This is a genomic window from Streptomyces sp. NBC_01233 (genome assembly GCF_035989305.1).
In the GTDB taxonomy this organism is placed as follows: Bacteria; Actinomycetota; Actinomycetes; order Streptomycetales; family Streptomycetaceae; genus Streptomyces.
Genome location: NZ_CP108514.1, coordinates 5,286,874 through 5,310,000, shown reverse-complemented (window position 1 = coordinate 5,310,000; position 23,127 = coordinate 5,286,874). Strand labels below are relative to the sequence as shown.

General features: G+C 73.2%; 21 protein-coding genes. 10 read left to right on the top strand and 11 right to left on the bottom strand.

Features of this window, described 5'->3' with window-relative positions:
• The first annotated feature begins 296 nt into the window (after nucleotides 1–296).
• The gene (gene trpS, locus OG332_RS25275) at nucleotides 297–1,295 is read left to right on the top strand and encodes a tryptophan--tRNA ligase (protein WP_327415625.1); all 999 of its coding nucleotides are present in this window, start codon (nucleotides 297–299) and stop codon (nucleotides 1,293–1,295) included.
• Nucleotides 1,296–1,348: 53 nt separating this feature from the next.
• Here the strand turns inward: trpS and proC are convergent, their stop codons facing one another.
• From proC to OG332_RS25250, 5 genes are all read right to left on the bottom strand, one after another.
• Entirely contained in the window at nucleotides 1,349–2,158 is an 810-nt protein-coding gene (gene proC / locus OG332_RS25270) for a pyrroline-5-carboxylate reductase (protein WP_319733841.1), read from the bottom strand.
• A 100-nt stretch (nucleotides 2,159–2,258) separates the two neighbouring features.
• Nucleotides 2,259–2,996, bottom strand: coding sequence for an ABC transporter permease (locus OG332_RS25265; protein ID WP_327415624.1), 738 nt, complete (start codon nucleotides 2,994–2,996; stop codon nucleotides 2,259–2,261).
• Nucleotides 2,993–3,790 (bottom strand): ABC transporter ATP-binding protein, encoded by a 798-nt coding sequence (locus OG332_RS25260; RefSeq protein WP_327415623.1) that lies wholly within the window; start codon nucleotides 3,788–3,790, stop codon nucleotides 2,993–2,995. The genes OG332_RS25265 and OG332_RS25260 overlap by 4 nt, the downstream gene beginning before the upstream one ends.
• Before the next feature lie 87 nt (nucleotides 3,791–3,877).
• Nucleotides 3,878–4,417 (bottom strand): hypothetical protein, encoded by a 540-nt coding sequence (locus OG332_RS25255; RefSeq protein ID WP_442816203.1) that lies wholly within the window; start codon nucleotides 4,415–4,417, stop codon nucleotides 3,878–3,880.
• 139 nt (nucleotides 4,418–4,556) lie between these two features.
• On the bottom strand, nucleotides 4,557–4,856 hold the full coding sequence (locus tag OG332_RS25250; protein ID WP_327415622.1) for a peptidase: 300 nt from the start codon (nucleotides 4,854–4,856) through the stop codon (nucleotides 4,557–4,559).
• A gap of 105 nt (nucleotides 4,857–4,961) precedes the next feature.
• Between OG332_RS25250 and OG332_RS25245 the strand changes: the two genes are divergently transcribed.
• Complete coding sequence (locus tag OG332_RS25245; RefSeq protein WP_327415621.1) at nucleotides 4,962–7,109, top strand: serine/threonine-protein kinase; 2,148 nt, start codon at nucleotides 4,962–4,964, stop codon at nucleotides 7,107–7,109.
• A 52-nt stretch (nucleotides 7,110–7,161) separates the two neighbouring features.
• On the opposite strand, the gene ilvD is transcribed toward OG332_RS25245, so the two are convergent.
• The 3 genes from ilvD to OG332_RS25230 form a co-directional block, all read right to left on the bottom strand.
• Nucleotides 7,162–9,012 (bottom strand): dihydroxy-acid dehydratase, encoded by a 1,851-nt coding sequence (gene ilvD, locus OG332_RS25240; RefSeq protein WP_327415620.1) that lies wholly within the window; start codon nucleotides 9,010–9,012, stop codon nucleotides 7,162–7,164.
• A gap of 121 nt (nucleotides 9,013–9,133) precedes the next feature.
• On the bottom strand, nucleotides 9,134–9,754 hold the full coding sequence (locus OG332_RS25235; RefSeq protein ID WP_327415619.1) for a TetR/AcrR family transcriptional regulator: 621 nt from the start codon (nucleotides 9,752–9,754) through the stop codon (nucleotides 9,134–9,136).
• A complete protein-coding gene (locus OG332_RS25230; protein WP_327415618.1) occupies nucleotides 9,751–10,584 on the bottom strand; it encodes a sugar phosphate isomerase/epimerase family protein in 834 nt (277 codons plus the stop codon). The genes OG332_RS25235 and OG332_RS25230 overlap by 4 nt, the downstream gene beginning before the upstream one ends.
• Nucleotides 10,585–11,082: 498 nt before the next feature.
• Between OG332_RS25230 and OG332_RS25225 the strand changes: the two genes are divergently transcribed.
• The gene (locus OG332_RS25225; protein ID WP_327415617.1) at nucleotides 11,083–12,198 is read left to right on the top strand and encodes an endonuclease/exonuclease/phosphatase family protein; all 1,116 of its coding nucleotides are present in this window, start codon (nucleotides 11,083–11,085) and stop codon (nucleotides 12,196–12,198) included.
• A 29-nt stretch (nucleotides 12,199–12,227) separates the two neighbouring features.
• On the opposite strand, the gene OG332_RS25220 is transcribed toward OG332_RS25225, so the two are convergent.
• Entirely contained in the window at nucleotides 12,228–13,163 is a 936-nt protein-coding gene (locus OG332_RS25220; RefSeq protein WP_327415616.1) for a Ppx/GppA phosphatase family protein, read from the bottom strand.
• Between the two features lie 63 nt (nucleotides 13,164–13,226).
• Here OG332_RS25220 and OG332_RS25215 point away from each other — a divergent pair, with 63 nt between their 5' ends.
• On the top strand, nucleotides 13,227–14,084 hold the full coding sequence (locus OG332_RS25215; RefSeq protein WP_327415615.1) for a hypothetical protein: 858 nt from the start codon (nucleotides 13,227–13,229) through the stop codon (nucleotides 14,082–14,084).
• A gap of 149 nt (nucleotides 14,085–14,233) precedes the next feature.
• On the opposite strand, the gene OG332_RS25210 is transcribed toward OG332_RS25215, so the two are convergent.
• Nucleotides 14,234–16,018 (bottom strand): BACON domain-containing protein, encoded by a 1,785-nt coding sequence (locus tag OG332_RS25210; protein WP_327415614.1) that lies wholly within the window; start codon nucleotides 16,016–16,018, stop codon nucleotides 14,234–14,236.
• Nucleotides 16,019–16,200: 182 nt separating this feature from the next.
• On the opposite strand from OG332_RS25210, the gene radA reads away from it, so the two are divergent.
• Together radA and disA are read left to right on the top strand one after the other, a co-directional pair.
• A complete protein-coding gene (gene radA, locus OG332_RS25205) occupies nucleotides 16,201–17,613 on the top strand; it encodes a DNA repair protein RadA (protein WP_327415613.1) in 1,413 nt (470 codons plus the stop codon).
• A 173-nt stretch (nucleotides 17,614–17,786) separates the two neighbouring features.
• Entirely contained in the window at nucleotides 17,787–18,911 is a 1,125-nt protein-coding gene (gene disA, locus OG332_RS25200) for a DNA integrity scanning diadenylate cyclase DisA (protein WP_327415612.1), read from the top strand.
• A 112-nt stretch (nucleotides 18,912–19,023) separates the two neighbouring features.
• On the opposite strand, the gene OG332_RS25195 is transcribed toward disA, so the two are convergent.
• Nucleotides 19,024–19,824: a hypothetical protein gene (locus OG332_RS25195; protein ID WP_327415611.1), complete on the bottom strand. Its 801-nt coding sequence runs from the start codon at nucleotides 19,822–19,824 to the stop codon at nucleotides 19,024–19,026.
• Nucleotides 19,825–19,984: 160 nt separating this feature from the next.
• Between OG332_RS25195 and OG332_RS25190 the strand changes: the two genes are divergently transcribed.
• The 4 genes from OG332_RS25190 (at nucleotide 19,985) to OG332_RS25175 (ending at nucleotide 23,105) form a co-directional block, all read left to right on the top strand.
• On the top strand, nucleotides 19,985–20,599 hold the full coding sequence (locus tag OG332_RS25190; RefSeq protein ID WP_327415610.1) for a phosphatase PAP2 family protein: 615 nt from the start codon (nucleotides 19,985–19,987) through the stop codon (nucleotides 20,597–20,599).
• A 23-nt stretch (nucleotides 20,600–20,622) separates the two neighbouring features.
• A complete protein-coding gene (locus tag OG332_RS25185; RefSeq protein WP_319727093.1) occupies nucleotides 20,623–21,540 on the top strand; it encodes an A/G-specific adenine glycosylase in 918 nt (305 codons plus the stop codon).
• Between the two features lie 321 nt (nucleotides 21,541–21,861).
• On the top strand, nucleotides 21,862–22,422 hold the full coding sequence (locus tag OG332_RS25180; RefSeq protein ID WP_319727094.1) for a SigE family RNA polymerase sigma factor: 561 nt from the start codon (nucleotides 21,862–21,864) through the stop codon (nucleotides 22,420–22,422).
• Nucleotides 22,410–23,105 (top strand): hypothetical protein, encoded by a 696-nt coding sequence (locus OG332_RS25175; protein WP_442816202.1) that lies wholly within the window; start codon nucleotides 22,410–22,412, stop codon nucleotides 23,103–23,105. Before OG332_RS25180 ends, OG332_RS25175 begins: the two co-directional genes overlap by 13 nt.
• Nucleotides 23,106–23,127: the final 22 nt, after the last annotated feature.

The following is a 23,127-nucleotide window of genomic DNA, read 5'->3' as shown; positions in this document are numbered from 1 at the left end:
TCGAAGAACCTTACGGATCGGGCACACCTGTGTCAACCCCCGGCTGACCGGCGCGCGGACGTCCTCGAAACCCACGCCGCGCTCGCCCCCGTCCGTCTACGCTGGGCCCATGACTACGCATGCGCTCACGCTCAGCCTTCGCTGGTGGGCCGCCTGACGGCGGCCGACCTTCCAAGCGAGCACGCATGCGCTCACGGCCGCCGCTACGGCGGCCGTTTCTGTTTCTCCCTCCCGGGAGTGGCTCGGTCGCCCCACGCGATGGCCCCGACACCACTCACACACAGGGAGAGCAGGACATGACGAGGATCTTCAGTGGGGTCAAGCCGACCGGGCATCTGACGCTGGGGAACCACCTGGGGGCCGTACGGCAGTGGGTCGCCGCCGACCAGGAGCCGGACGAGGCGCTGTTCTGCGTCGTCGATCTCCACGCGCTGACCGTCGAGCACGAGCCGGCGCGCGTACGGCGGCTCAGCCGGCAGGCGGCGACGCTGCTGCTCGCCGCCGGGCTGGATCCGCAGCGGTGCACGCTCTTCATGCAGAGCCACGTCGACGAGCACACGCGGCTGGCCTACCTGCTGGAGTGCACCGCCACCGACGGGGAGCTGCGCCGGATGATCCAGTACAAGGAGAAGGCGGCGAAGGCTCAGGCCTCCGGGGAGGGCGTACGGCTGTCGCTGCTCACCTATCCCGTGCTGATGGCCGCCGACATCCTGGCGTACGGGACCCAGGAGGTGCCGGTCGGGGAGGACCAGCGGCAGCACGTGGAGCTGACGCGCGACCTGGCGGTGCGCTTCAACCAGCGCTACGGGCACACCTTCACCGTGCCGAAGGCGACGCATCCGGCGGTGGCCGCGCGGGTCATGGACCTGCAGGAGCCGACCTCGAAGATGGGGAAGTCCCATGAGAACGGGGCGGGGATCGTCTACTTGCTCGACGAGCCCGGGGTCGTGCGCAAGAAGGTGATGCGGGCGGTCACCGACAGCGGGGACGGTGCGGTCGTCTACGACCGGGAGGCGCGGCCGGGGGTCGCGAACCTGCTGGACATCCTGGCGGCGTGTACCGGGGGTGATCCGGTCGGGCTCGCCGACGGGTACAGCGGGTACGGGGCACTGAAGCGGGACGTCGCCGACGCGGTGGTCGAGCTGTTGCGGCCGGTGCAGGAGCGGCATGCGGAGCTGGCCGGCGATCCGGCGGAGGTGGAGAAGGTGCTGCGGCAGGGCGCGGGTCGGGCCCGGGGGCTGGCGCGGCCCGTGGTGGACCGGGCGTACGAGGCCATCGGCCTGCTCGCGCCGTAGCCGGGAGAGCGGGGAGGCGGGCCCGGGTGTGACGGGGCCCGCCCGCCCCTGGTTCAGCTGTTGCCGGAGGCGAGCTCGCGGCTGCGGTCGCGGGCCGCTTCGAGGGCGGCGATGAGGGCGGCGCGTACGCCGTGCCTCTCCAGCTCCACGATGGCGTTGATCGTCGTACCGGCCGGGGAGGTGACGGCCTCGCGGAGCTTGACCGGGTGCTCGCCGCTGTCGCGGAGCATCACGGCGGCGCCGATGGCGGCCTGGACGATCAGGTCGTGGGCCTGGGCGCGGGGCAGGCCGAGGAGGATGCCGGCGTCGGTCATGGCCTCGACGAGGAAGTAGAAGTACGCGGGGCCGGAGCCGGAGAGGGCGGTGGCCGCGTCCTGCTGGGACTCGGGGACCCGCAGGGTCTTGCCGACGCCGCCGAAGATCTCTTCGGTGTGGGCGAGGTGCTCGGCGGTGGCATGGCTGCCGGCGGAGATGACGGACATGGCCTCGTCGACGAGGGCGGGGGTGTTCGTCATGACGCGGACGACGGGGGTGCCGGGGCTGAGCCGTTCCTCGAAGAAGGAGGTGGGGATGCCGGCGGCCCCGCTGATGACCAGGCGGTCGACGGGGACGTGCGGGGCGAGCTCGTCGAGGAGCTTGGCCATGTCCTGGGGCTTGACGGTGAGGATGAGGGTGTCTGCGCGCTTGGCGGCTTCGGCGTTGGAGACGGCCTCGACCCCGTAGCGGGTGCGGAGCTCCTCGGCCCGGTCGGCGCGGCGGGCCGTGACGAGGAGTTTCGAGGCGGGCCAGCCGCCGCGGATCATTCCGCTGAGCAGGGCCTCGCCGATCTTGCCGGTACCGAGGACTGCGACTGTCTGGGTCATGCCCGATTCACCTCGCCGAACGGTTCTTGCGCGTGAGCTACGTATACGTCCTCATCCTTGCACCCGGGCGGAGAAGGGGGAGGCACCGTCCGGAGTGCGGTCAGGGCGTGCGGCGGCGGAGGGTGGCCGCGCCGAGGGCGAGTACGAGCAGGGCGCAGGCGGCGACGATCACGGTGTCGCGGACGAAGTCGGCGGTCATGTCGGTGTGGGTGAGGACCTGAGTCATGCCGTCGACGGCGTAGGACATGGGCAGGACGTCGGAGAGGCCTTCGAGCACCGGGTGCATGGTGTCGCGGGCCGCGAACAGGCCGCAGAGGAGCAACTGGGGGAAGATCACCGCCGGCATGAACTGGACGGCCTGGAACTCGGAGGCGGCGAAGGCGGAGACGAAGAGGCCGAGGGCCGTGCCGAGGAGGGCGTCGAGGAGGGCGACGAGCAGGAGCAGCCAGGGGGAGCCGACGGCGTCGAGGCCGAGGACCCAGAGGGCCAGGCCGGTGGCGAGGAGGGACTGGAGGACGGCGACGGCGCCGAAGGCGAGGGCGTAGCCGGCGATGAGGTCGCCCTTGCCCAGCGGCATGGCGAGGAGGCGTTCGAGGGTGCCGGAGGTGCGTTCGCGCAGGGTGGCGATGGAGGTCACCAGGAACATGGTGATGAGGGGGAAGATCCCGAGGAGTGACGCGCCGATGCCGTCGAAGGTGCGGGGGCTGCCGTCGAAGACGAAGCGCAGCAGGGTGAGCATCAGGACGGGGACCAGGAGCATCAGCGCGATGGAGCGCGGGTCGTGGCGGAGCTGGCGCAGGACGCGGGCGGCGGTGGCGGCGGTGCGGGCACTGTTCACGGGGTCGTCTCCTGGGCGGCGAGGGTGTTGGCCTCGTCGACGAGGCGCAGGAAGCCCTCCTCGACGGTGGCGGAGCGGGTACGGGTGCGCAGGGCGTCGGGGGTGTCCTGGGCGAGGATGCGGCCTTCGCGCATGAGGAGGAGGTCGTGGCAGCGCTCGGCTTCGTCCATGACGTGGGAGGAGACGAGGATCGTCGCGCCGCGGGTGGCGGCGATGTCGTGGAAGAGGTTCCACAGGTCGCGGCGCAGGACGGGGTCGAGGCCGACGGTGGGTTCGTCGAGGACGAGCAGCTCGGGGGTGCCGAGCAGGGCGACGGCGAGGGAGACGCGGCTGCGCTGGCCGCCGGAGAGGTTGCCGGCGAGGGCGTCGGCGTGGGTGGTGAGGTCGACGTCGGCGATGGCACGGCGTACGGCTTCGGCGCGGCGGTCCGCGGCGGAGCGGCCGGGGTCGAGGACGGCGGCGAAGTAGTCGAGGTTCTGCCGGACGGTGAGGTCGTCGTAGACGCTGGGCGCCTGGGTGACGTAGCCGATGCGGGAGCGGAGCTCGGGGTGGCCGGCGGGGCGGCCGAGGACGTCGAGGGTGCCGGTGACGTGGGCCTGGGTGCCGACGATGGCGCGCATGAGGGTGGATTTTCCGCAGCCGGAGGGGCCGAGGAGGCCCGTGATGCGGCCGCGGGGGACGTCGAAGGCGATGGAGTCGATGACGGTGCGGGGGGTGCGGCCGGTGCCGCGGCGGACGGTCAGGCCGTGGGCGTGCACCGCGGCCGGGGCTCCCCCGGACTGGTTATTCATCATGCGATGAATAATGCTTCCGGCCGTGCCGGACGTCAATCGCCCGGACGCCACTCGTCCGGGCAGTTTGGTGGGGGCAGGCGGCCCGGGCTACTTCTTGCGCTTGGGGCGGCGGGCGGCCGGATTCCCCGTACGGGAGCTGCGGCGGCGGGCGAAGTCTGCCTTGGCGCGCTCGTACTCGGCGCGGCGGAGCTTCTCGCCCGGGGCCTCGCCGAGGCAGCGCAGGAAGTACGCGATGAGGGAGCCGATGAAACCGATCGCCTTGAGGCCCTTGAGGGCGGCCTCGTCGGAGGACGGGGCGGGGCGGCGGCTGAAGGAATCCCAGGTCTTGGCGAAGGCGATGGAGCTGGCGATCGCGAAGAGGACGACGACGGAGATGCTGAGGAAGGGGCCGACGTTGCCGATCTCCAGGCCCTCGTAGGAGAGGCGCAGCAGTACGGCGGCGGCGACGGCGGTGACCAGCGAGCCGAGGGCGAGGCCGACGCGGCGCAGGGCGTAGCCGCCGTCGTGGTTCACCCAGGTGGTGCCGAAGAACGGGATCGGCTCGGGCTCGGGGCCGGTGGGGCCCGGGGCCTGAGCGGCCGGCTCGGCCGACTCGGCTGGGGTCTGGTCTCGCTGGTCGTCGCTCACAGCAGCGATTATCCCTTGCCGGGCCGGCCGGGCCGGGTGTGTCTCACGTGTCAGACGGGGTCTGCGCCGGCCGCACCGGCCGTTGCCGATGCGGTCGGCCGAGCCGCCGAGACCGGGCGTGCGAAAAGGCCGGCAAGGGTCAGCAGCGCGTGGCGACGTAGCCGTCGGTGCCCGTCCTGACGTAGGCGTCCGAGACGAACTGGCCGTTGCCGATGCAGTCCCAGATGTCCGTCGTGCCGTACGGACCGGAGACCGTCGTACCGGGGCCCTGACAGCGGATCGAGACGTACGAGTCGTACGGCAGGACCTTGACGATGGAGTAGCTGGTGCCCGGACCGCTGCGGACGTTCACCCGGTAGCCGGGAGCAACCGGAAAGGTCAGGAAACCGGACTCCGCGGCGAGGCTCTGGGCCTGACCGGGCTCGCTCTTTTCGGACATACGAAAACTCCCCCCTGAGCGTTGCACTGCGCAACTCGCGCAGGGTAGCAGGACCTTGGAGATAGCCAGGCCCCATCGACTAGGCTCCGGCGGGGGTGGTCAGCGGTGCAGTCGCTGCACAGGGATCGGGCGGGCTTTCCGGAGTACGCCGGGCAGTACCGGCTGGAATCCGTCCTGGGTTCGGGCGGTATGGGCGTCGTCCACCTCGCCACCTCCGCGTCGGGGCTGAAACTCGCCGTCAAGATCGTGCATCCCGAGCACGCGGTGGATCCGGAGTTCCGGGCCCGGTTCCGGCAGGAAGTCGCCGCGGCGCGCCGTGTGAGCGGGGCGTTCACCGCGCCCGTCGTGGACGCGGATCCGGACGCCGACCGGCCCTGGATGGCCACGTTGTTCATCGACGCACCGACACTCGCCGAGCGGGTGCGGGAGCGGGTGCTCGATCCGACCGAACTGGCCCGGCTCGGCGCCGGACTCGCGGAGGCGCTGCGGGACATCCACCGGGCCGGTGTGGTGCACCGGGATCTGAAGCCGAGCAACGTCCTGATGGCGCCCGACGGAGTACGGGTCATCGACTTCGGGATCTCGCGGCCGACGGACAGTGACCTGCGGACCGAGACCGGAAAGCTGATCGGGACCCCGCCCTTCATGGCGCCCGAGCAGTTCCAGCGGCCCAGGGAAGTGGGTCCTGCGGCCGACCTGTTCGCGATGGGCGCCGTACTCGTGCACGCAGCGACCGGGCGCGGCCCCTTCGACTCCGACAGTCCCTATCTGGTGGCGTATCAGGTCGTCCACCACGACCCCGATCTGACCGGTCTGCCGACGGCCCTGATACCGGTGGTCGAGGCCTGCCTCGCGAAGGATCCCTCCGAACGCCCGACCCCTGATGCGCTGATCAGTGAACTGCGTGCGCTGGCCTATCCGACGTCGGAGGACACCCGGGCCTTCATCCCCAGGCCGCGCGGACCGAACCGGCTGGAGGAGGTCACCCACCGGCGGGACCGGATCGTCGCCGAGCAGCCCGTTCCCACCCCGCCGCGGCGGCGGTCACGGCTGGTCCTGTCGGTCTGCGGCGCGTTGCTGCTGACCGGCGGGGCGCTCGGCGGATACCTCTCGTACGGGACGGACGCGGACCCGACAGCGCACTCCACCGCGCACGCCGAGGTCACGGAGCCCGGCCCCGGGGCGAAGGCCGGGCCGCCGTGGGCGGTGCACGTGGGCGAAGGGGGCGGGGGCAATCCCGTTCCGGCCTGCTCGTGGTCGGCCGGAGCCCTCTACTGCTCGGGGCCGGGGCTGGCGGCCGCCCGGCTCGACCCCGCCAACGGCTCGGTGATGTGGTCCGTGCGGGGAGCGGCACCCGCCTCGCGGATGACACCGAACCCGGCTCCGCTGCACGCCGCGGGACTGGTATTCGCAGTGGACGACGACGGAAAGGTCCTTCGGGCCCTGGATGCGGCAGCCGGTGCGCAGCGGTGGAAGCGGTCCCTTCCGGAGGGCGGGCGGGTGGTGCCCGTGGGAAGTCTGCTGCTCGTCACGAGCCCGGACGGAGAGGCCACCATGCTCGACGCCGCCACGGGCGGGACACGCTGGGAGCACCGCATCGGCGGAGCCGGCTCCGCATGGCTCGCCGAAGCGGACCCGTCGGGGGGCGCCGGCCTGTACCTCTGCGCGCAGGGAACCGACGGCAAGTCGACCCAGGTCTCCGCTGTCGATGCCGCGAACGGCGCGGTGCGCTGGCAGGTCCGGAGTCCGGCGCTGCTGGAACCGGTCGGCGCGGCGGCCGGCGGGCTCTACCTGCTGGAGGGTGACACGCGGTCCGCGTCCGGCGCTGTGACCAGGGCGGTCGTGCGGGTGGACCTCGCGACACGATCCGTACACCGGATCCCCCTGTCGTCACCGTTGCTGGAGGCCCAGGCCGCGGTCGGCCCCGAGGGCCGGGTGTACGCCTTCGGCACGTCGGGCGCCCTGGCCGCGGTGGGGGCGGAGCGTGAGGAATGGCGGCTGGAGACGGGCGTGGCCGTGGGCTCGCGGCCGGTGATCCACGACGGGCGGATCCATCTGACGGCCTCGGACGGGCGGCTGCTGGCCGTCGGCGGCACGGGCCGGCTCCTGGGGCAGACGAAGCCCAGGCTGGGTGGTGAGCAGGGCTACACCTCCACCCTGCCCGCGCCCGTGGTCGGCGGTGGGCGGGTCTTCGCGGGGGCGCCCGACGGGTCGGTGTTCGCGGTGGGGGCGGGGGATCCGGGCGGGTGGTGAGACGGCGGCGCCCCCGCACCGGAGGGTGCGGGGGCGCCGGCGGGGCCGGTGGTCAGCCCAGGCGGCTGACGTCGCGGACGGCGCCCTTGTCGGCGCTGGTGGCCATCGCGGCGTAGGCGCGCAGGGCCGCGGAGACCTTGCGCTCGCGGTTCTTCGGGGCGTAGACGCCGCCGAGGGCCTCGTGGCGGGCCGCCAGGGTGGCTTCGTCGACGAGGAGCTCGATGGAGCGGTTCGGGATGTCGATGCGGATGCGGTCGCCGTCCTGGACGACGGCGATGTTGCCGCCCGAGGCCGCCTCCGGGGAGGCGTGGCCGATGGACAGGCCCGAGGTGCCGCCGGAGAAGCGGCCGTCGGTGACCAGGGCGCAGACCTTGCCGAGGCCGCGGCCCTTGAGGAAGGAGGTCGGGTAGAGCATCTCCTGCATGCCGGGGCCGCCGCGCGGGCCCTCGTAGCGGATGACGACGACGTCGCCCGCCTTGATCTCCTTGCGGAGGATCTTGTCGACGGCCTCGTCCTGCGACTCGCAGACGACCGCCGGGCCCTCGAAGGTCCAGATCGACTCGTCGACGCCGGCCGTCTTCACGACGCAGCCGTCGACCGCGATGTTGCCCTTGAGGACCGCGAGGCCGCCGTCCTTGGAGTACGCGTGCTGCACCGAGCGGATGCAGCCGCCCTCGGCGTCGAGGTCGAGGCTCTCCCAGCGCTCGGACTGGGAGAAGGCGCTCGCGGAGCGCTTGCAGCCGGGGGCCGCGTGCCACAGCTCCATGGCCACGTCGGTGGCCGTGCCGGAGCGGGCGTCCCACTTCGCGAGCCAGTCCTCGAGGTTGTCCGAGTGGACCGAGGTGACGTCCTTGTTCAGGAGGCCGCCGCGGTGCAGCTCGCCGAGGATGGCGGGGATGCCGCCGGCCCGGTGGATGTCCTCCATGTAGTACGTGCCGCCGGGGGCGACGTTCGGCGCGACCTTCGACAGGCACGGGACGCGGCGCGAGACCTCGTCGATGTCCGTGAGGTCGTAGTCCAGGCCGGCCTCCTGAGCGGCGGCGAGGAGGTGCAGGATCGTGTTCGTCGAGCCGCCCATGGCGATGTCGAGGGCCATGGCGTTCTCGAAGGCCTGGCGGGTGGCGATGTTGCACGGCAGGACGGAGTGGTCGTCCTGCTCGTAGTGGCGCTTGGTGATCTCCACGACCGTGCGGCCGGCGTCCTCGTACAGGGCGCGGCGGGCGGTGTGCGTGGCGAGGACCGAGCCGTTGCCGGGCAGGGCCAGGCCGATGGCCTCGGCGAGGCAGTTCATCGAGTTGGCGGTGAACATGCCGGAACACGACCCGCAGGTGGGGCAGGCGTTCTCCTCGATGCGCAGGATGTCCTCGTCGGAGACGTTCTCGTTCGAGGCGTCGACCATCGCGTCGATCAGGTCGAGCTTGCGGACGGTGCCGTCGACCAGGGTGGCCTGGCCGGCCTCCATCGGGCCGCCGGAGACGAAGACGACCGGGATGTTCAGGCGCATGGCGGCCATCAGCATGCCGGGGGTGATCTTGTCGCAGTTGGAGATGCAGATCAGGGCGTCGGCGCAGTGGGCCTCGACCATGTACTCCACGCTGTCCGCGATCAGGTCGCGGGAGGGCAGGGAGTACAGCATGCCGGCGTGGCCCATGGCGATGCCGTCGTCGACCGCGATGGTGTTGAACTCGCGGGGGATCGCGCCGGCGGCGCGGATGGCGTCGGAGACGATCCGGCCGACCGGGGCCAGGTGCGTGTGACCGGGGACGAACTCGGTGAAGGAGTTGGCGACCGCGATGATCGGCTTGCCGATGTCCTCGCTCGCTACGCCCGACGCGCGCATCAGCGCACGAGCGCCTGCCATGTTGCGGCCGTGGGTGACGGTGCGGGACCTCAGCTCGGGCATGCGGTTCACTCCCCATGAGTGCGGCTGTACGGTCAGCCGCGACTGCGGATATGGCTCAGATACGAGGCTACGCCCACCGCCCGCGATCCGGACGGCGCGTCCGCATGACGGGACGACAGGCTCACTCCTCGGTCAGGTACCGCTGCAGCGTAGGGGCCACGAGCGCCACGATGTCCTCCGCGTCCGCGGACGCGAGCGGCTCGACCTGCACGACGTAGCGCAGGATCGCGATGCCCACCATGTGGGAGGCGGCGAGCTCGGCACGGAAGGTCGGGTCGGGTACGTGGAGGTCGGCGGCGACCCGCTCCAGGACCCGCCGCAGCACCAGCCCGCGCAGCACCTTCGCGGCGGCCTCGTGGGTGAGGGCGGACCGGATCACGGCGAGCAGCGGGGCCCGGGTGACCGGGTTCTCCCAGACGCCCAGGAAGTACCTGGCCAGCCGCTCGCCGATGCCGTCCGGTCCGCCGCCGACGATCGCGGGGACCACGAGGGCCGGCTCCATGCTCATCTCGATGGCGGCGGCGAAGAGGTCGTCCTTGCTGCCGAAGTAGTGATGGACCAGCGCCGGGTCCACCCCCGCCACCTTCGCGATGCCGCGGACGGAGGTCTTGTCGTACCCGCGCTCCGCGAACACCTCGCGGGCGGCCAGCCGGATGCGCTCCTGCGTGCCGGGGCCGTCGTCGGCCTCGTCCTGCCGCGGCCGGCCGGGCCCGCGGCGGCGCGGCTTCTCCGCTCCCGTCATGACCGCCGGGCCCCGTCCCGGGTGGTGGTCGCGGTGGCGAGGTGCAGCCGCGTGAAGGCCAGCGCCTCGGCGAGGTCGGCCTCGCGCTCGGCCGACGACATCGCCCGCCGCGTGTTCACCTCGATCACCACGTGACCGTCGAACGAGGACCGGGCGAGGCCCTCCAGCAGCTCGGCGCAGGGCTGCGTACCCCGCCCCGGGACCAGGTGCTCGTCCTTCGCCGAACCGTTTCCGTCGGCGAGGTGGATGTGCGCGAGCCGGTCGCCCATCCGGTCGATCATCGCGGTGGCGTCGGTCCGGGCGGTCGCGGTGTGCGAGAGGTCGACGGTGAAGTGCCGGTAGTCGTCCTTCGTCACGTCCCACTCGGGTGCGTACGCGAGCATCTCGCGGTCGCGGTAGCGCCAGGGGTACATGTTCTCCACGGCGAACCGGACGTCCGTCTCGTCGGCCATCCGCCAGATCCCGGTGACGAAGTCCCGCGCGTACTGGCGCTGCCACCGGAAGGGCGGGTGCACGACGACGGTGGACGCGCCGAGCCGCTCGGCCGCCGCCTGCGCCCGCTGCAGCTTGGTCCACGGGTCGGTGGACCACACCCGCTGGGTGATCAGCAGACACGGCGCGTGCACGGCGAGGATCGGCACCTGGTGGTGGTCCGACAGCCGGCGCAGGGCGTCGACGTCCTGACTGACCGGATCCGTCCAGACCATGACCTCCACGCCGTCGTACCCGAGGCGCGCGGCGATCTCGAAGGCGGTCGCGGTGGACTCCGGATAGACGGAGGCGGTGGAGAGGGCGACTTTCGCGGTCGGGATGCGGACTGGTTCTGCCACGGAGACAGGGTACGGGGCCGACGCCCGACCGGTACGTGACGACCGCCACCCGAGCCCGGCCCGCAGGCGGGCCCCGAGCCCGGCGCGAGCCCGGCGCGAGCCCGGCGCGAGCCCGGCGCGAGCCCGGCGCGAGCCCGACCCGAGGGCCGCGCGAGGGCCGCGCGAGGGCCACGCGAGGGCCACGCGAGGGCCACGCGAGGGCCACGCGAGGGCGGCACGCGCGAGGGCGGCACGCGCGAGGGCGGGGCGGGGGCGGCGCGGTCCCGGCACGTGCCCTGCCCGGCGGGCGGCCCGAGGCCCGGTGCGAAGCCGGCGCGCGGCCGGCCGCCGGCCACCGCGGGCGGCCCCGGCCGAACCGAAAGCCCGCGGGCCCGTGGCCGGCGGGCGGTGCTGCGTAGGCCGCCCGGCCCACAGTTGGATCGCCACGGTCCGTCAGCCGCCTTAGGTTTCGGGCAAGATGCGGGTTTTCGCCCGCTTTGCATCGAGAGGGCTGCCCGTATGACTCGCCGTTGGATCACATCCGCCCTGTGCGCGCTCGCGCTGCTCGCACCCGGCTCGCTCGGCACCGCCTCGGCCGCCGAGGGGGGCCGGACCCCCTTGCGCGTCACCACCCGCAACCTCTACCTGGGCGCCGACCTCGCCCCCGTCCTCGCCGCCACCAGTCCGCAGGGCCTCGTCGCCGCGGTGACCGCCGTGTGGGCGAACGTGCAGGCGACGAACTTCCCGGAGCGCGCCAAGGCGCTGGCCGACGAGATCGCCGAGAGCGACCCGCACCTCGTGGGCCTCCAGGAAGCCGTGCTGTGGCGCAGCCAGACCCCGGCCGGGCCGGGCAGCGCCACCCACGTCGAGTACGACTTCCTGCAGATCCTCCTCGACGAGCTCTCGGCCCGCGGCAAGCACTACGCCGCCGTGGCCAGCGTCACCGTCGGCAGCGACTTCGAGGCCCCGCGCGCCGCGCCCGGCGGCGTCCTCCAGGACATCCGCCTCACCGACCGCGACGTGCTCCTGGCCCGCACCGACCTGCCCGCACGGACCTTCTCCGTGGCCAACGCGCGGACCGCGCGGTTCCAGAACCACGTGCCCATCTGCCGGCCCGTGCTCGGCTGCCCGCCCAATGCGCCCCTCAAGGTCGAGCGCGGCTGGGTCTCGGCCGACGCCACGCTCCGCGGCCGCACCGTCCGGGTGGTGACCACCCATCTCGAACCTGCCGCCCCCGCCGTCCAGGAGGCACAGGCCGACGAACTGCTCGCGGGCCCGCTGAACACCGAGCTCCCCACCGTGCTGCTCGGCGACCTCAACTCGGCGGCCGGCGGAGTCGGCGCGACACCGGGAACCGGCACCCAGAGCTACAACCGCCTCCTGGCCGCCGGCTTCAAGGACGCCTGGACCGCCAACCGCCACCGCCCCGGCGGACCCGGCTTCACCTGCTGCCAGGCCCCCGACCTGCGCAACGCCGCCTCCAGCCTCACGCAGCGCATCGACTACGTGCTCTCCCGCGGCAGGATCCACGCGCTGGCGGCCGACCGGGTGGGCGAGAACCCCGCCGACCGCACCCCGTCAGGGCTGTGGCCCTCCGACCACGCCGGCATCACGAGCGTGCTGCGGCTGCGCTGACCGCCCCGGCCGGCCGGAGTCCGCGCTTCCTAGGATCCCGTCGGCATGTGGTCCAGCCTGCGGAGGATCACGCCCTCGCGCAGCGCCCACGGGCAGATCTCCAGCTCGTCGACACCGAACAGGTCCATCGCGCCCTCCGCGACGAGCGCGCCCGCCAGGAGCTGGTTCGCCCGGCCCTCCGAGACACCCGGCAGGGCCGAGCGCTGGGCCGTGGTCATCGCGGCGAGGCGCGGCACCCACTCCTCCAGGGACTTGCGGCTCAGGTCCCGCTGCACGTACAGACCGTCCGCCGAACGGGCCGCGCCCGCGATGCGGGCCAGCTGCTTGAAGGTCTTCGACGTCGCGACCACGTGGTCCGGGGCGCCGAAGCGGCTGAACTCGCCGACCGTGCGGGCGATCTCCGCCCGCACGTGCCGCCGCAGCGCCCGGATGTCCAGCGCGTCCGGCGGATCGCCCGGGAGCCAGCCCGACGTGAGGCGGCCCGCGCCCAGCGGCAGCGAGACGGCCGCGTCCGGGTCCTCGTCGATGCCGTACGCAATCTCCAGCGAGCCGCCGCCGATGTCCAGGACCAGCAGTTTCCCGGCGGACCAGCCGAACCACCGGCGGGCCGCCAGGAAGGTCAGCCGGGCCTCGTCCGCGCCGGTCAGCACCGGCAGGTCGACGCCCGTCTCGGCCTTGACCCGCGCCAGCACCTCGTCCGCGTTCGTGGCCTCGCGCACGGCACTGGTCGCGAAGGGGAGGACGTCCTCGCAGCCCTTGTCCTCGGCGGCCTGCACGGCGTCGCCGATCACCGAGACGAGGCGCTCCACGCCCTCCGGGGTGACGGCCCCGCCCTCGTCGAGGAGCTCCGCCAGGCGCATTTCCACCTTGTGCGAGTGCGCCGGCTGCGGGCGCGCACCGGGGTGCGCGTCCACCACCAGCAGATGGACCGTATTCGAACCCACATCAAGGACACCGAGTCTCATAGGGGGAAACGCTACTGCGACGAACGCCGGGGGGTGAGGTAAGGGGCGCTTAGGCTTGGGTTTGTGCCAAATACGAAGAAGGCCAACAAGACCCGGTCGCAGAAGGACACGGGCAAGGACACCGCCAAGGGCAAGAACTCCGGCGGCAAGAGCGGCAAGGGCAAGCCCCCCGTCGTCTCCGACGAGAAGGGCCTCGACTTCCCCCGGGCCTGGGTGGAATTCCCCGACCCCGGCGACGACGAACAGGTCTTCCGCTGCGACCTGACCTGGCTGACCTCCCGCTGGACCTGCATCTTCGGCCAGGGCTGCCAGGGCATCCAGGCGGGCCGGGCGGACGACGGCTGCTGCACGCTCGGCGCGCACTTCTCCGACGAGGACGACGAGAAGCGGGTCGCGCAGCACGTGGCCCGGCTGACGCCCGAGCTGTGGGAGTTCCACGACGTCGGCAGCGAGAGTGGGTGGACGCAGCACGACGACGACGGGGAGAAGCAGACCCGCCGCTGGGACGGCGCGTGCATCTTCCTGAACCGGCCGGGGTTCCCCGCCGGGGCCGGCTGCTCGCTGCACATCCTCGCGATGAAGGAGGGCCGCGAGCCGCTGGAGACCAAGCCCGACGTCTGCTGGCAGCTGCCGATCCGCCGGACGTACGAGTGGATCGACCGGCCCGACGACACCCGCGTGCTGCAGGTCTCGATCGGCGAGTACGACCGTCGCGGCTGGGGTCCCGGCGGCCACGACCTGCACTGGTGGTGCACGTCGGCCACCTCCGCGCACGGCGCCGGCGACCCGGTGTACGTGTCGTACCGCGCCGAGCTGACGGAGCTGATGGGCAAGAAGGGGTACGAGGCGCTCGTGAAGCTGTGCGAGGCGCGGCTGGCCTCCCTGCTACCGATGGCCCCGCACCCGGCCGACCCGGCCTGACCCGCGCGGCCCGTCTGACCGGCCCGGTCCCGTCTGGCCGAGCCGGTGGCGTCAGGTCGGCCCGGTCCCGTTCGGCCCGTCTGGTCCCGTTCGGCCCGTCTGGCCGGTCGAACCGGTCGGGCGGGCGGGCTTCCGGCCCGGCGACCGGCCTAGCCCGGTGACCCCGGCGGGTCCGGGTCCGGCCCCGGGGAAACCGTTCCGCCTGAGCCGTCCGACGGCGTCGCGGTCGGCGTGGGCGTCGGGGACGGCGGCGGGATCGTCGGCTCCGTGGGCGTCGGCGTGGGCGTCGGGTCCGGGGTCGGCGTCGGGGTCGCGGGCTGCGTCGGGTCCGGCGACGGCGTCGGGGTCGGCGCGGGGCGGCCGCGGCCCTGGATGGAGACCACCGCACCGCTCGGATCGACCCCGACCCGGGCCGTCCAGGCGCCCACGGGCTGGGCCTCGGAGTCCACGGCGATCCGCAGGGTGACCGATTCTCCAGGGGCCAGCGTGCCCGCGGTCCGGCTCGCGCGCAGCCAGGGCGCGTCGGACCAGAGCCGCCAGTCCACCGGGGCGCCGCCCGAGGCGGTGAGGGTGAGCAGCGTGAGGGAGCCGCGGGAGGACGCGGCGACGGCGAGGTGGCCGGGGGCTCCGGCGTGGTCGGGGCCGGCCGGCGGGTCGGTGCTGATCACCTCGACGGAGACGTCGGATTCCTCGTCGCTCTGGGCGAAGCCGGGGCCGCTGGTGGTGCTGGCTGCGTTCCCGGCGTTCTCGTACGCCGCCAGCGGACGGCCGTCGGTCCGCGCCGTCGGGAGCTCGGACTCGCTGGCGGAGATGCGGGTGGAGTCGCCGCCGACGGGCTCGCCCGTGCTGGGGGCGCCGCGGTACGCCGCCCACAGGGCCAGCACCGGGGCGGCGACGACGGTGGCGACGACGGTCGTGGTCACCGCCCGGGCGCGCAGCCGGTCGCGGCGGGCCGCGCGGTCCCTGGGGTCCATCGGGAAGCCGGTGCGGTCGAAGCGCGGGCCGGGCCTGCGGCCGCGGCCCCGGCCGGAGCGGAGCATCGCCGCGTGGACGGCGGTGCGGGGGGCGGGTACGAGCGGGAGGGCGGCGGTGTTGATGCCGCCGGAGCCGGGCCAGGGCGCGGCGACGCCCACGCGTTCGGCGACGCGGCGGCACCGGGGGCAGTCGTCGACGTGGCGGACGAGTTCGGCGCGCAGGGTGCTGGACAGCAGCACGTTGCCGTCGCCCTCGCCGTCGCCGTCGCCGCCGGTGAGCAGGGAGACGGCGGGACAGTGCCCGGTCTCCACGACGGCGAGGGCGGCGCGGGTGCGCTCCACCTCGCAGGCGGCGCCGGACAGGAGCTCCCGGGCGGCGGCCGGGGGCGTGCCGAGGACGGCGGCGAGCTCGGGGACGCCGAGGCGGTGGCGGACGGCGAGTTCGAGGGCCTCGCGCTGGGCGGGCGTGGTACCGGCGGCCTCGGGCCAGGCGAGCCGTGCCAGTTCGGTACGGCGGTAGGCGTTCACGTCAACGGGCCGATGGGCGTCCGGGGCGCGTTCGGTGTCCGTGGCATCGCCCGGGTCCGTGTCACTACCCGGCACACGGGTGCGCCCCGTATGCTCCGGCGCACGCCGGGCGGAATGCGCTCCGGGTCGGGTGCGCCGCTGTTCTCCCAGCCGGCGCAGGCAGCCCCAGCGGGCGAGCGCGTAGAGCCAGGCCCGCCGCTCCCCCTCGTCGGGGCAGCGCCCGGGGTGCCGCTCGGCCACGGCGAGGACGTCGCCCAGCACGTCGGTGGCGGTGTCGTGGTCGCACAGGACCGACAGGCAGTACGTGAACAGACCGTCCAGGTAAGGCTCGTGCCGGAAGGGGGGCGGCTGCTCCCCCTCGCTGTGCGTGCGCCCGTGCGCCCGGTGTGCGCCGGTGCGCGATGAGGGGTGTGCCTGGTTGCTGCTGTTCACCTGGCGACCGTAGGCGGCGCGCCGGTGGCGCCCTGGAAGCCTTACCCACTTTTAGCCCTTACGGGTGAACAGATCGGTGGTCCGCTGACGCAGGCCCTGACGTGGGAGGTCTCCGCCCCCCCGCCGCCGCCTGCGCCCCCGCCCCGCCCGGTCTGTCAGTGCGGGCGGCTACCGTGAGCGCCATGGCTGCCCGCACTGCTCGTTCATCCGCCAAGGACCGGCCGTCCTACCGCTGTACCGAGTGCGGCTGGACGACCGCGAAATGGCTCGGCCGGTGCCCCGAGTGCCAGGCCTGGGGCACCGTCGAGGAGATGGGCGCGCCCGCCGTGCGGACCACCGCCGCCGGACGGGTGTCGACCGCCGCGGTGCCGATCGCGCAGGTCGACGGACGGACCGCGACCGCGCGCAGCACCGGCGTGGACGAGCTGGACCGCGTCCTCGGCGGCGGGCTCGTCCCCGGCGCCGTGGTGCTGCTCGCCGGCGAGCCCGGCGTCGGGAAGTCGACGCTGCTGCTGGACGTCGCGGCGAAGGCGGCGAGCGACGAGCACCGCACCCTCTACGTCACGGGCGAGGAGTCGGCGAGCCAGGTGCGGCTGCGGGCCGACCGGATCAACGCCCTCAGCGACCACCTCTACCTCGCCGCCGAGACCGATCTCTCCGCCGTGCTCGGGCACCTCGACGCCGTGAAGCCCTCCCTGCTGATCCTGGACTCCGTACAGACCGTCGCCTCACCCGAGATCGACGGCGCGCCCGGCGGCATGGCCCAGGTGCGGGAGGTGGCCGGGGCGCTGATCCGGGCCTCCAAGGAACGCGGGATGTCCACCCTCCTCGTCGGCCACGTGACCAAGGACGGGGCGATCGCCGGCCCCCGGCTGCTGGAGCACCTCGTGGACGTGGTGCTGAGCTTCGAGGGCGACCGGCACGCGCGGCTGCGGCTGGTGCGCGGCATCAAGAACCGGTACGGGGCCACCGACGAGGTCGGCTGCTTCGAGCTGCACGACGAGGGGATCACCGGCCTCGCCGACCCGAGCGGGCTGTTCCTGACCCGGCGCGCCGAGGCCGTTCCCGGGACCTGCCTGACGGTGACCCTGGAGGGGAAGCGTCCGCTGGTCGCCGAGGTGCAGGCGCTGACCGTGGACTCGCAGATCCCCTCCCCCCGGCGCACGACCTCCGGTCTGGAGACCTCGCGCGTGTCGATGATGCTGGCGGTGCTGGAGCAGCGCGGCCGGATCACGGCGCTCGGCAAGCGCGACATCTACAGCGCGACCGTGGGCGGGGTGAAGCTGACCGAGCCGGCCGCCGACCTGGCGATCGCGCTCGCCCTGGCCTCCGCCGCCAGTGACGTCCCGCTGCCGAAGAACCTCGTGGCGATCGGCGAGGTCGGCCTGGCCGGTGAGGTGCGGCGGGTGACCGGTGTGCAGCGGCGCCTCGCCGAGGCGTACCGGCTCGGCTTCACGCACGCGCTGGTCCCGGCGGATCCGGGGAAGGTCCCGGCCGGGATGAAGGTGATCGAAGTGGCCGACATGGGCGACGCGCTCCGGGTGCTGCCGCGCGGGCGCTCCCGTACGCCGGCCAGGGAGCGGGCCTCGGACTGACGGGGCAGCGGCCCTGGTCAGCGGGTCCGTACGGGGCCCCCGTCAGGCGTACCTGGCCAAGCCACGGCGGGGCCGCAGCGCGCGCCGGTAGACTTTGTGCTGGTCCGCCCGGCCGTACGCACGTCCTCGTGCCCGCGGCGCGGGGCGGCGCAACCCGCGACCGGAGGAGTGCAGTGGCAGCCAAGGACGGGGCACCAGCATCCGGCAAGTCGGGCGCGAGCTCCAAGCAGGAGGCCATGATGCGCGCCTCGCTGAGCGCGGTCGCACCTGGTCAGCCGCTGCGTGACGGCTTGGAGCGGATCGTCCGCGGCAACACCGGCGGGCTCATCGTCCTCGGCATGGACAAGTCCGTCGAGGCCATGTGCACCGGTGGTTTCGTCCTGGACGTGGAGTTCACCGCGACCCGGCTGCGCGAGCTGTGCAAGCTCGACGGCGCGCTCATCCTCGACAAGGACATCACCAAGATCCTGCGGGCCGGTGTGCAGCTGGTGCCGGACGCGTCGATCCCGACGGAGGAGACCGGTACGCGTCACCGCACGGCGGACCGCGTCTCCAAGCAGTGCGGCTTCCCGGTGGTCTCCGTCTCCCAGTCGATGCGGCTGATCGCGCTGTACGTGGACGGGGAGCGGCGGGTCCTCGAGGAGTCCGGGGCGATCCTGTCGCGGGCGAACCAGGCGCTGGCCACGCTGGAGCGGTACAAGCTGCGCCTCGACGAGGTCGCGGGCACGCTGTCGGCGCTGGAGATCGAGGACCTGGTCACGGTCCGCGACGTGACGGCGGTCGCGCAGCGGCTGGAAATGGTCCGCCGGATCGCGACCGAGATCGCCGAGTACGTGGTCGAACTGGGCACGGACGGGCGACTGCTGTCGCTGCAGCTGGACGAGCTGACGGTCGGCATCGAGCAGGAGCGGGAACTCGTCATCCGGGACTACGTGCCGGAGCCGACGGCGAAGCGTTCCCGCACGGTGGACGAGGCGCTGGCGGAACTGGACGCGCTGACGCATCCGGAGCTGCTGGAGCTGGCGATCGTGGCGAAGGCGCTGGGGTACACGGGCTCGCCGGAGACCCTGGACTCGGCGGTGTCGCCCCGCGGGTACCGGCTGCTGGCGAAGGTGCCGAGGCTGCCGGGCGCGATCATCGAGCGGCTCGTGGAGCACTTCGGGGGGCTGCAGAAGCTGCTCGCCGCGAGCGTCGACGACCTGCAGACGGTGGACGGGGTCGGCGAGGCGCGTGCGCGCAGCGTCCGCGAGGGGCTGTCCCGCCTGGCGGAGTCCTCGATCCTCGAGCGCTACGTCTAGCCGGGGCTCCGCCCCGAACCCGGCGCGGGTCAAAGCCCCTGGGGCTCCGCCCGAGACCCCGCTCCTCAAACGCCGGAGGGGCTGGAAGATCCAGCCTCGCCGCAGGGGCCGGCTAGTTCTGCTTGAGGACGAACGAGGTCCGGGCGACCGGCATGCCGGGGGACTTGACCTCGACCACGTAGGTGTCGGGAGCCGCAGACCCCGCCGGAGGCGACTGGCACTGGTCCGCCGCGCTGAACCTCCGGTCCCATTCCAGCGCCTGCTTCGTCTCCCCCTGCGCCGGCAGCCGGAAGAAGGCGTTGCCCGCGCCCGGCGGGCAGTCCGCCGAGGACCACACCGCCTTGCTGCTGCTCGCCTGAAGGATGGTCAGGACCGCCTGCTTCGGGCCGAGGTCGATCTTGCAGGTGGTGCCGGAGGTGTTGCGGGCGACCAGTTCGAGCCGGGGCTTCTCGTTCGCCTCGTACTCGTTCTTCGCGCTCTTGACCTCCCACTGCAGCGCACCCGGCGCGCAGGTGGGGAGCGGGGAGTCGGCCGGGACCTGCGCCGGGCCGGCCGCCCCGCCGCCGGAGCCGGAGCCGCCGCCCGTGGCCGTGCCGCTGCCCGGCTCACCGTTCTTGCCCGCGCCGCCCGTTGCGGCGCCTTCGGAGCCGGTGGTTCCGCCGCTGCCGGTCTCCGGGCGCCCGCCGGGGGCCGCGCTGATCGCGGGGCCCGTCCCGGCCGGGCCGGGGGTGATCGAGGCGACGGGGTCGGGGCCGCCCTGGCCCTTTCCGTTCGTACTCGTCTTCCCCCCGCCGGAACTGACGGTCCATACGGCGAGGAGCGCGAGGAGCGCGACGACGGACGCCAGCACAGCCCTCCGTCGCCAGTAGATGGAGGAGGGGAGCGGCCCGACCGGATTGCGCAGAGATCCCACGGACGGAACTTTACGAGAGTTCGAGGCCCGATCAGTGCCCCACATGCCGCGCAGCGGGCTCGATTTGCCGATGATCATCCTGCGGGAGTATCCGGAACCACCGGAAACCAGCCAGAGGTCTGATGCGGGGATTCATCTGCTTTGACTACCTTCGGTGGCCATGGACAGTTCAGGCCTCTACCTCGACATCACCGGCTTCGCCCGCTCCACGCCCGGATGGGTGCAGTCCGCGTTCGAGGCCTGGACGGTCTACGGGCTCCTGCTCTTCGGTGTGCTCTTCACCGCCGCCTGGTGGCGCTCGCGCGGCCGCGGCGGCCCCCGGCCGGTCGCGCTCGCCGTCCTCGCCCCGCTGGCCACCGCCGTCGCGTACGTCGCCTCGGAGGCGGTGAAGTCCACCGTGGACGAGGAGCGGCCCTGCCGCGCCGTCGCCGGGGCCGCCGCCTCGCTGGTCGCGTGCCCGGCGCCGGGCGACTGGTCCTTCCCCAGCAATCACGCGGCCATCGCGGGCGCCGCCGCCGTGGCGCTGGCCATGGCCGTACGCCGGCTCGCGCTGCTGACCGTGCCGCTCGCCCTGCTGATGGCCTTCTCCCGGGTCTTCGTCGGCGTGCACTACCCGCACGACGTGGCGACGGGCCTGCTGCTGGGCGGTTCGGTCGCCGCCCTCACCGTCCTCGCACTCACCGGTCCGATCAGTACGACCATCGCCGCCATGCGGGCGAGCGGGGTCCGCGCCGCCGTCTGGTTCACCGGCCCGGGCCCGGCGGGACGGGCCTGAAACGTGCCAGGATGCCGTCTGTCATGACTGCATCTCCCGCTTCCGCCACGGCCGCATCCCCCGACTCCTCGCACGCGCTGCACTCCCCCGTCATCGCGTGGTTCGACGAGCACGCCCGCGACCTGCCCTGGCGCCGCCCCGAGGCCGGCCCCTGGGGGGTCATGGTCAGCGAGTTCATGCTCCAGCAGACCCCGGTCAGCCGGGTCCTCCCGGTCTACGAGCAGTGGCTCGCCCGGTGGCCCCGCCCCGCCGACCTGGCCGCCGAGGCCCCCGGCGAGGCCGTACGGGCCTGGGGGCGGCTCGGCTACCCGCGCCGCGCCCTGCGGCTGCACGGCGCGGCCGTCGCGATAACGGAGCGGCACGGGGGCGACGTACCGCGGGAGCACGCGCAGCTCCTCTCGCTGCCCGGGATCGGCGAGTACACGGCGGCCGCCGTGGCCTCCTTCGCGTACGGCCAGCGACACGCCGTCCTCGACACGAACGTCCGGCGGGTCTTCGCGCGCACCGCCACCGGGGTCGAGTACCCGCCGAACGCCACCACCGCCGCGGAACGGCGCCTGGCCCGGGCCCTGCTGCCCGAGGACGAGGCGACCGCGGCGCGCTGGGCGGCGGCCTCGATGGAGCTCGGCGCGCTGGTGTGCACCGCGAAGAGCCCGGACTGCGTCCGCTGTCCGGTGGCCGGGCTGTGCGCGTGGCGCCTCGCCGGGAAGCCGGCGCACGAGGGACCGCCGCGGCGCGGGCAGACGTACGCCGGGACCGACCGGCAGGTACGCGGCAAGCTCCTCGCGGTGCTCCGGGAGGCGGTGGGCGCCGTTCCGCAGGCCGTGCTCGACACGGTGTGGGACGAGCCGGTGCAGCGGGCCCGGGCTCTGGACGGGCTGGTCTCGGACGGGCTGGTGGAACCCCTCGACGGGGGCCTGTACCGACTTCCGCAGACCTGAGCGGAGCCGTCGCCGGGCAAGGTCCGGGCAGAGGTCCGGGCAGAGGTCCGGGCAGAGGTCCGGGCGCCCTGTGGATGACATCCCGGCGACGGCCCGGCAAGCACTCGGCGACCGCTCCGCGACCCCTCGTGGTCGACCTTGAAACTGAGTCGACAATTCCGCTTCTCCTCGGGAAACCCCAGCTCACGGCGCTGTTACACAACCTACGGGTGTCCGTGCGCCCACCGAAGGCTGGCTCGCACAACCCCGTGACAACCCCTCCGTACCTTCGAATCCGTAAGACAGCGGATGAGCGGTGGACGGTAGCGGAGGCGGTCTCAGATGGCGCACGGTGAGGTACTCGAATTCGAAGAGTACGTACGCACCCGGCAGGACGCGCTGCTGCGCAGTGCCCGGCGCCTGGTCCCGGACCCCACCGACGCCCAGGACCTCCTGCAGACCGCGCTCGTGCGCACCTACGGCCGCTGGGACGGCATCGCCGACAAGTCCCTGGCCGACGCCTACCTGCGCCGCGTCATGATCAACACCCGTACCGAGTGGTGGCGTGCCCGCAAGCTCGAAGAGGTCCCCACCGAGCAGCTGCCCGACGCCTCCGTCGAGGACGGCTCCGACCAGCGCGCCGACCGCGCCCTGCTGATGGACATCCTCAAGGTGCTCGCCCCCAAGCAGCGCAGCGTGGTCGTGCTGCGACACTGGGAGCAGATGAGCACCGAGGAGACGGCCGCGGCACTCGGAATGTCTGCGGGTACCGTGAAGAGCACTCTGCACCGCGCGCTGGCCCGCCTCCGGCAGGAGCTGGAGAGCCGGGACCTCGACATGCGGGCGCTGGAGCGCGGTGACCACACCATGCGGTACGAGGGGCGTGAGCGGTGCGCGGCCTGAACGGCCAAGTTCTGACCAGCGGGAGATCGCTGGTACTGGTGTCGGCGGGGACGGTCGTCCTCGTCGGCACTGCCGTGTTCGCGGTCGGTTGCGCGACCGGCGGCACCGGCCTGCGCGACGGCGGCCCCGCCCGCTCCGACACCGTCGCGAAGACCAGCCCGGCCGGCCCGTCCGACTCGGCGGACCCCTCCCCGGACTCGGCCTCCGCGTCCGGCCGGCCGCTCAAGAAGGTCGACCCCATCGCGCTGCTCAAGGCGGACCCGAAGGTCAGTGCCGAGGTCAAGCGGGACCTCAAGCCCTGTACGGGCAAGGAGTATCCGGTGGACGTGAGCTACGGGAAGGTCACCGGCAGCTCCGTCGTCGACATCGTCGTCAACGTCCTGTCCTGCGCCGACGCCCTGGGCCGCGGCTCGTACGTGTACCGGGCGGACGGCGGCTCGTACGAGAATGTGTTCTCGGACGAACAGCCACCCGTCTACGCGGAGATCGACCGGGGCGACCTGGTGGTCACGAAGCAGGTCTACGGAAAGAGCGACGCGCTCGCCTATCCGTCGGGCGAGGACGTGATCACGTACCGCTGGAACGGGGAGACGTTCACCGAGCAGGACCGAGTGCACTCGGAGTACAGCAACGTGATCGACGGCGGTGCCCAGCCCGCCCCGGCCACGAGTCAGAAGAACTGAGCACAGAAGAACCGAGGCGAGG

What these genes read in the sequence shown, in the direction of transcription:
- trpS (WP_327415625.1), top strand. Translation starts at nt 297, where the DNA reads ATGACGAGGATCTTCAGTGGGGTCAAGCCGACCGGGCATCTGACGCTG.
- proC (WP_319733841.1), bottom strand. Translation starts at nt 2,158, where the DNA reads ATGACCCAGACAGTCGCAGTCCTCGGTACCGGCAAGATCGGCGAGGCC.
- OG332_RS25260 (WP_327415623.1), bottom strand. Translation starts at nt 3,790, where the DNA reads ATGATGAATAACCAGTCCGGGGGAGCCCCGGCCGCGGTGCACGCCCAC.
- OG332_RS25250 (WP_327415622.1), bottom strand. Translation starts at nt 4,856, where the DNA reads ATGTCCGAAAAGAGCGAGCCCGGTCAGGCCCAGAGCCTCGCCGCGGAG.
- ilvD (WP_327415620.1), bottom strand. Translation starts at nt 9,012, where the DNA reads ATGCCCGAGCTGAGGTCCCGCACCGTCACCCACGGCCGCAACATGGCA.
- OG332_RS25235 (WP_327415619.1), bottom strand. Translation starts at nt 9,754, where the DNA reads ATGACGGGAGCGGAGAAGCCGCGCCGCCGCGGGCCCGGCCGGCCGCGG.
- OG332_RS25225 (WP_327415617.1), top strand. Translation starts at nt 11,083, where the DNA reads ATGACTCGCCGTTGGATCACATCCGCCCTGTGCGCGCTCGCGCTGCTC.
- OG332_RS25220 (WP_327415616.1), bottom strand. Translation starts at nt 13,163, where the DNA reads ATGAGACTCGGTGTCCTTGATGTGGGTTCGAATACGGTCCATCTGCTG.
- radA (WP_327415613.1), top strand. Translation starts at nt 16,201, where the DNA reads ATGGCTGCCCGCACTGCTCGTTCATCCGCCAAGGACCGGCCGTCCTAC.
- OG332_RS25190 (WP_327415610.1), top strand. Translation starts at nt 19,985, where the DNA reads ATGGACAGTTCAGGCCTCTACCTCGACATCACCGGCTTCGCCCGCTCC.
- OG332_RS25185 (WP_319727093.1), top strand. Translation starts at nt 20,623, where the DNA reads ATGACTGCATCTCCCGCTTCCGCCACGGCCGCATCCCCCGACTCCTCG.
- OG332_RS25180 (WP_319727094.1), top strand. Translation starts at nt 21,862, where the DNA reads ATGGCGCACGGTGAGGTACTCGAATTCGAAGAGTACGTACGCACCCGG.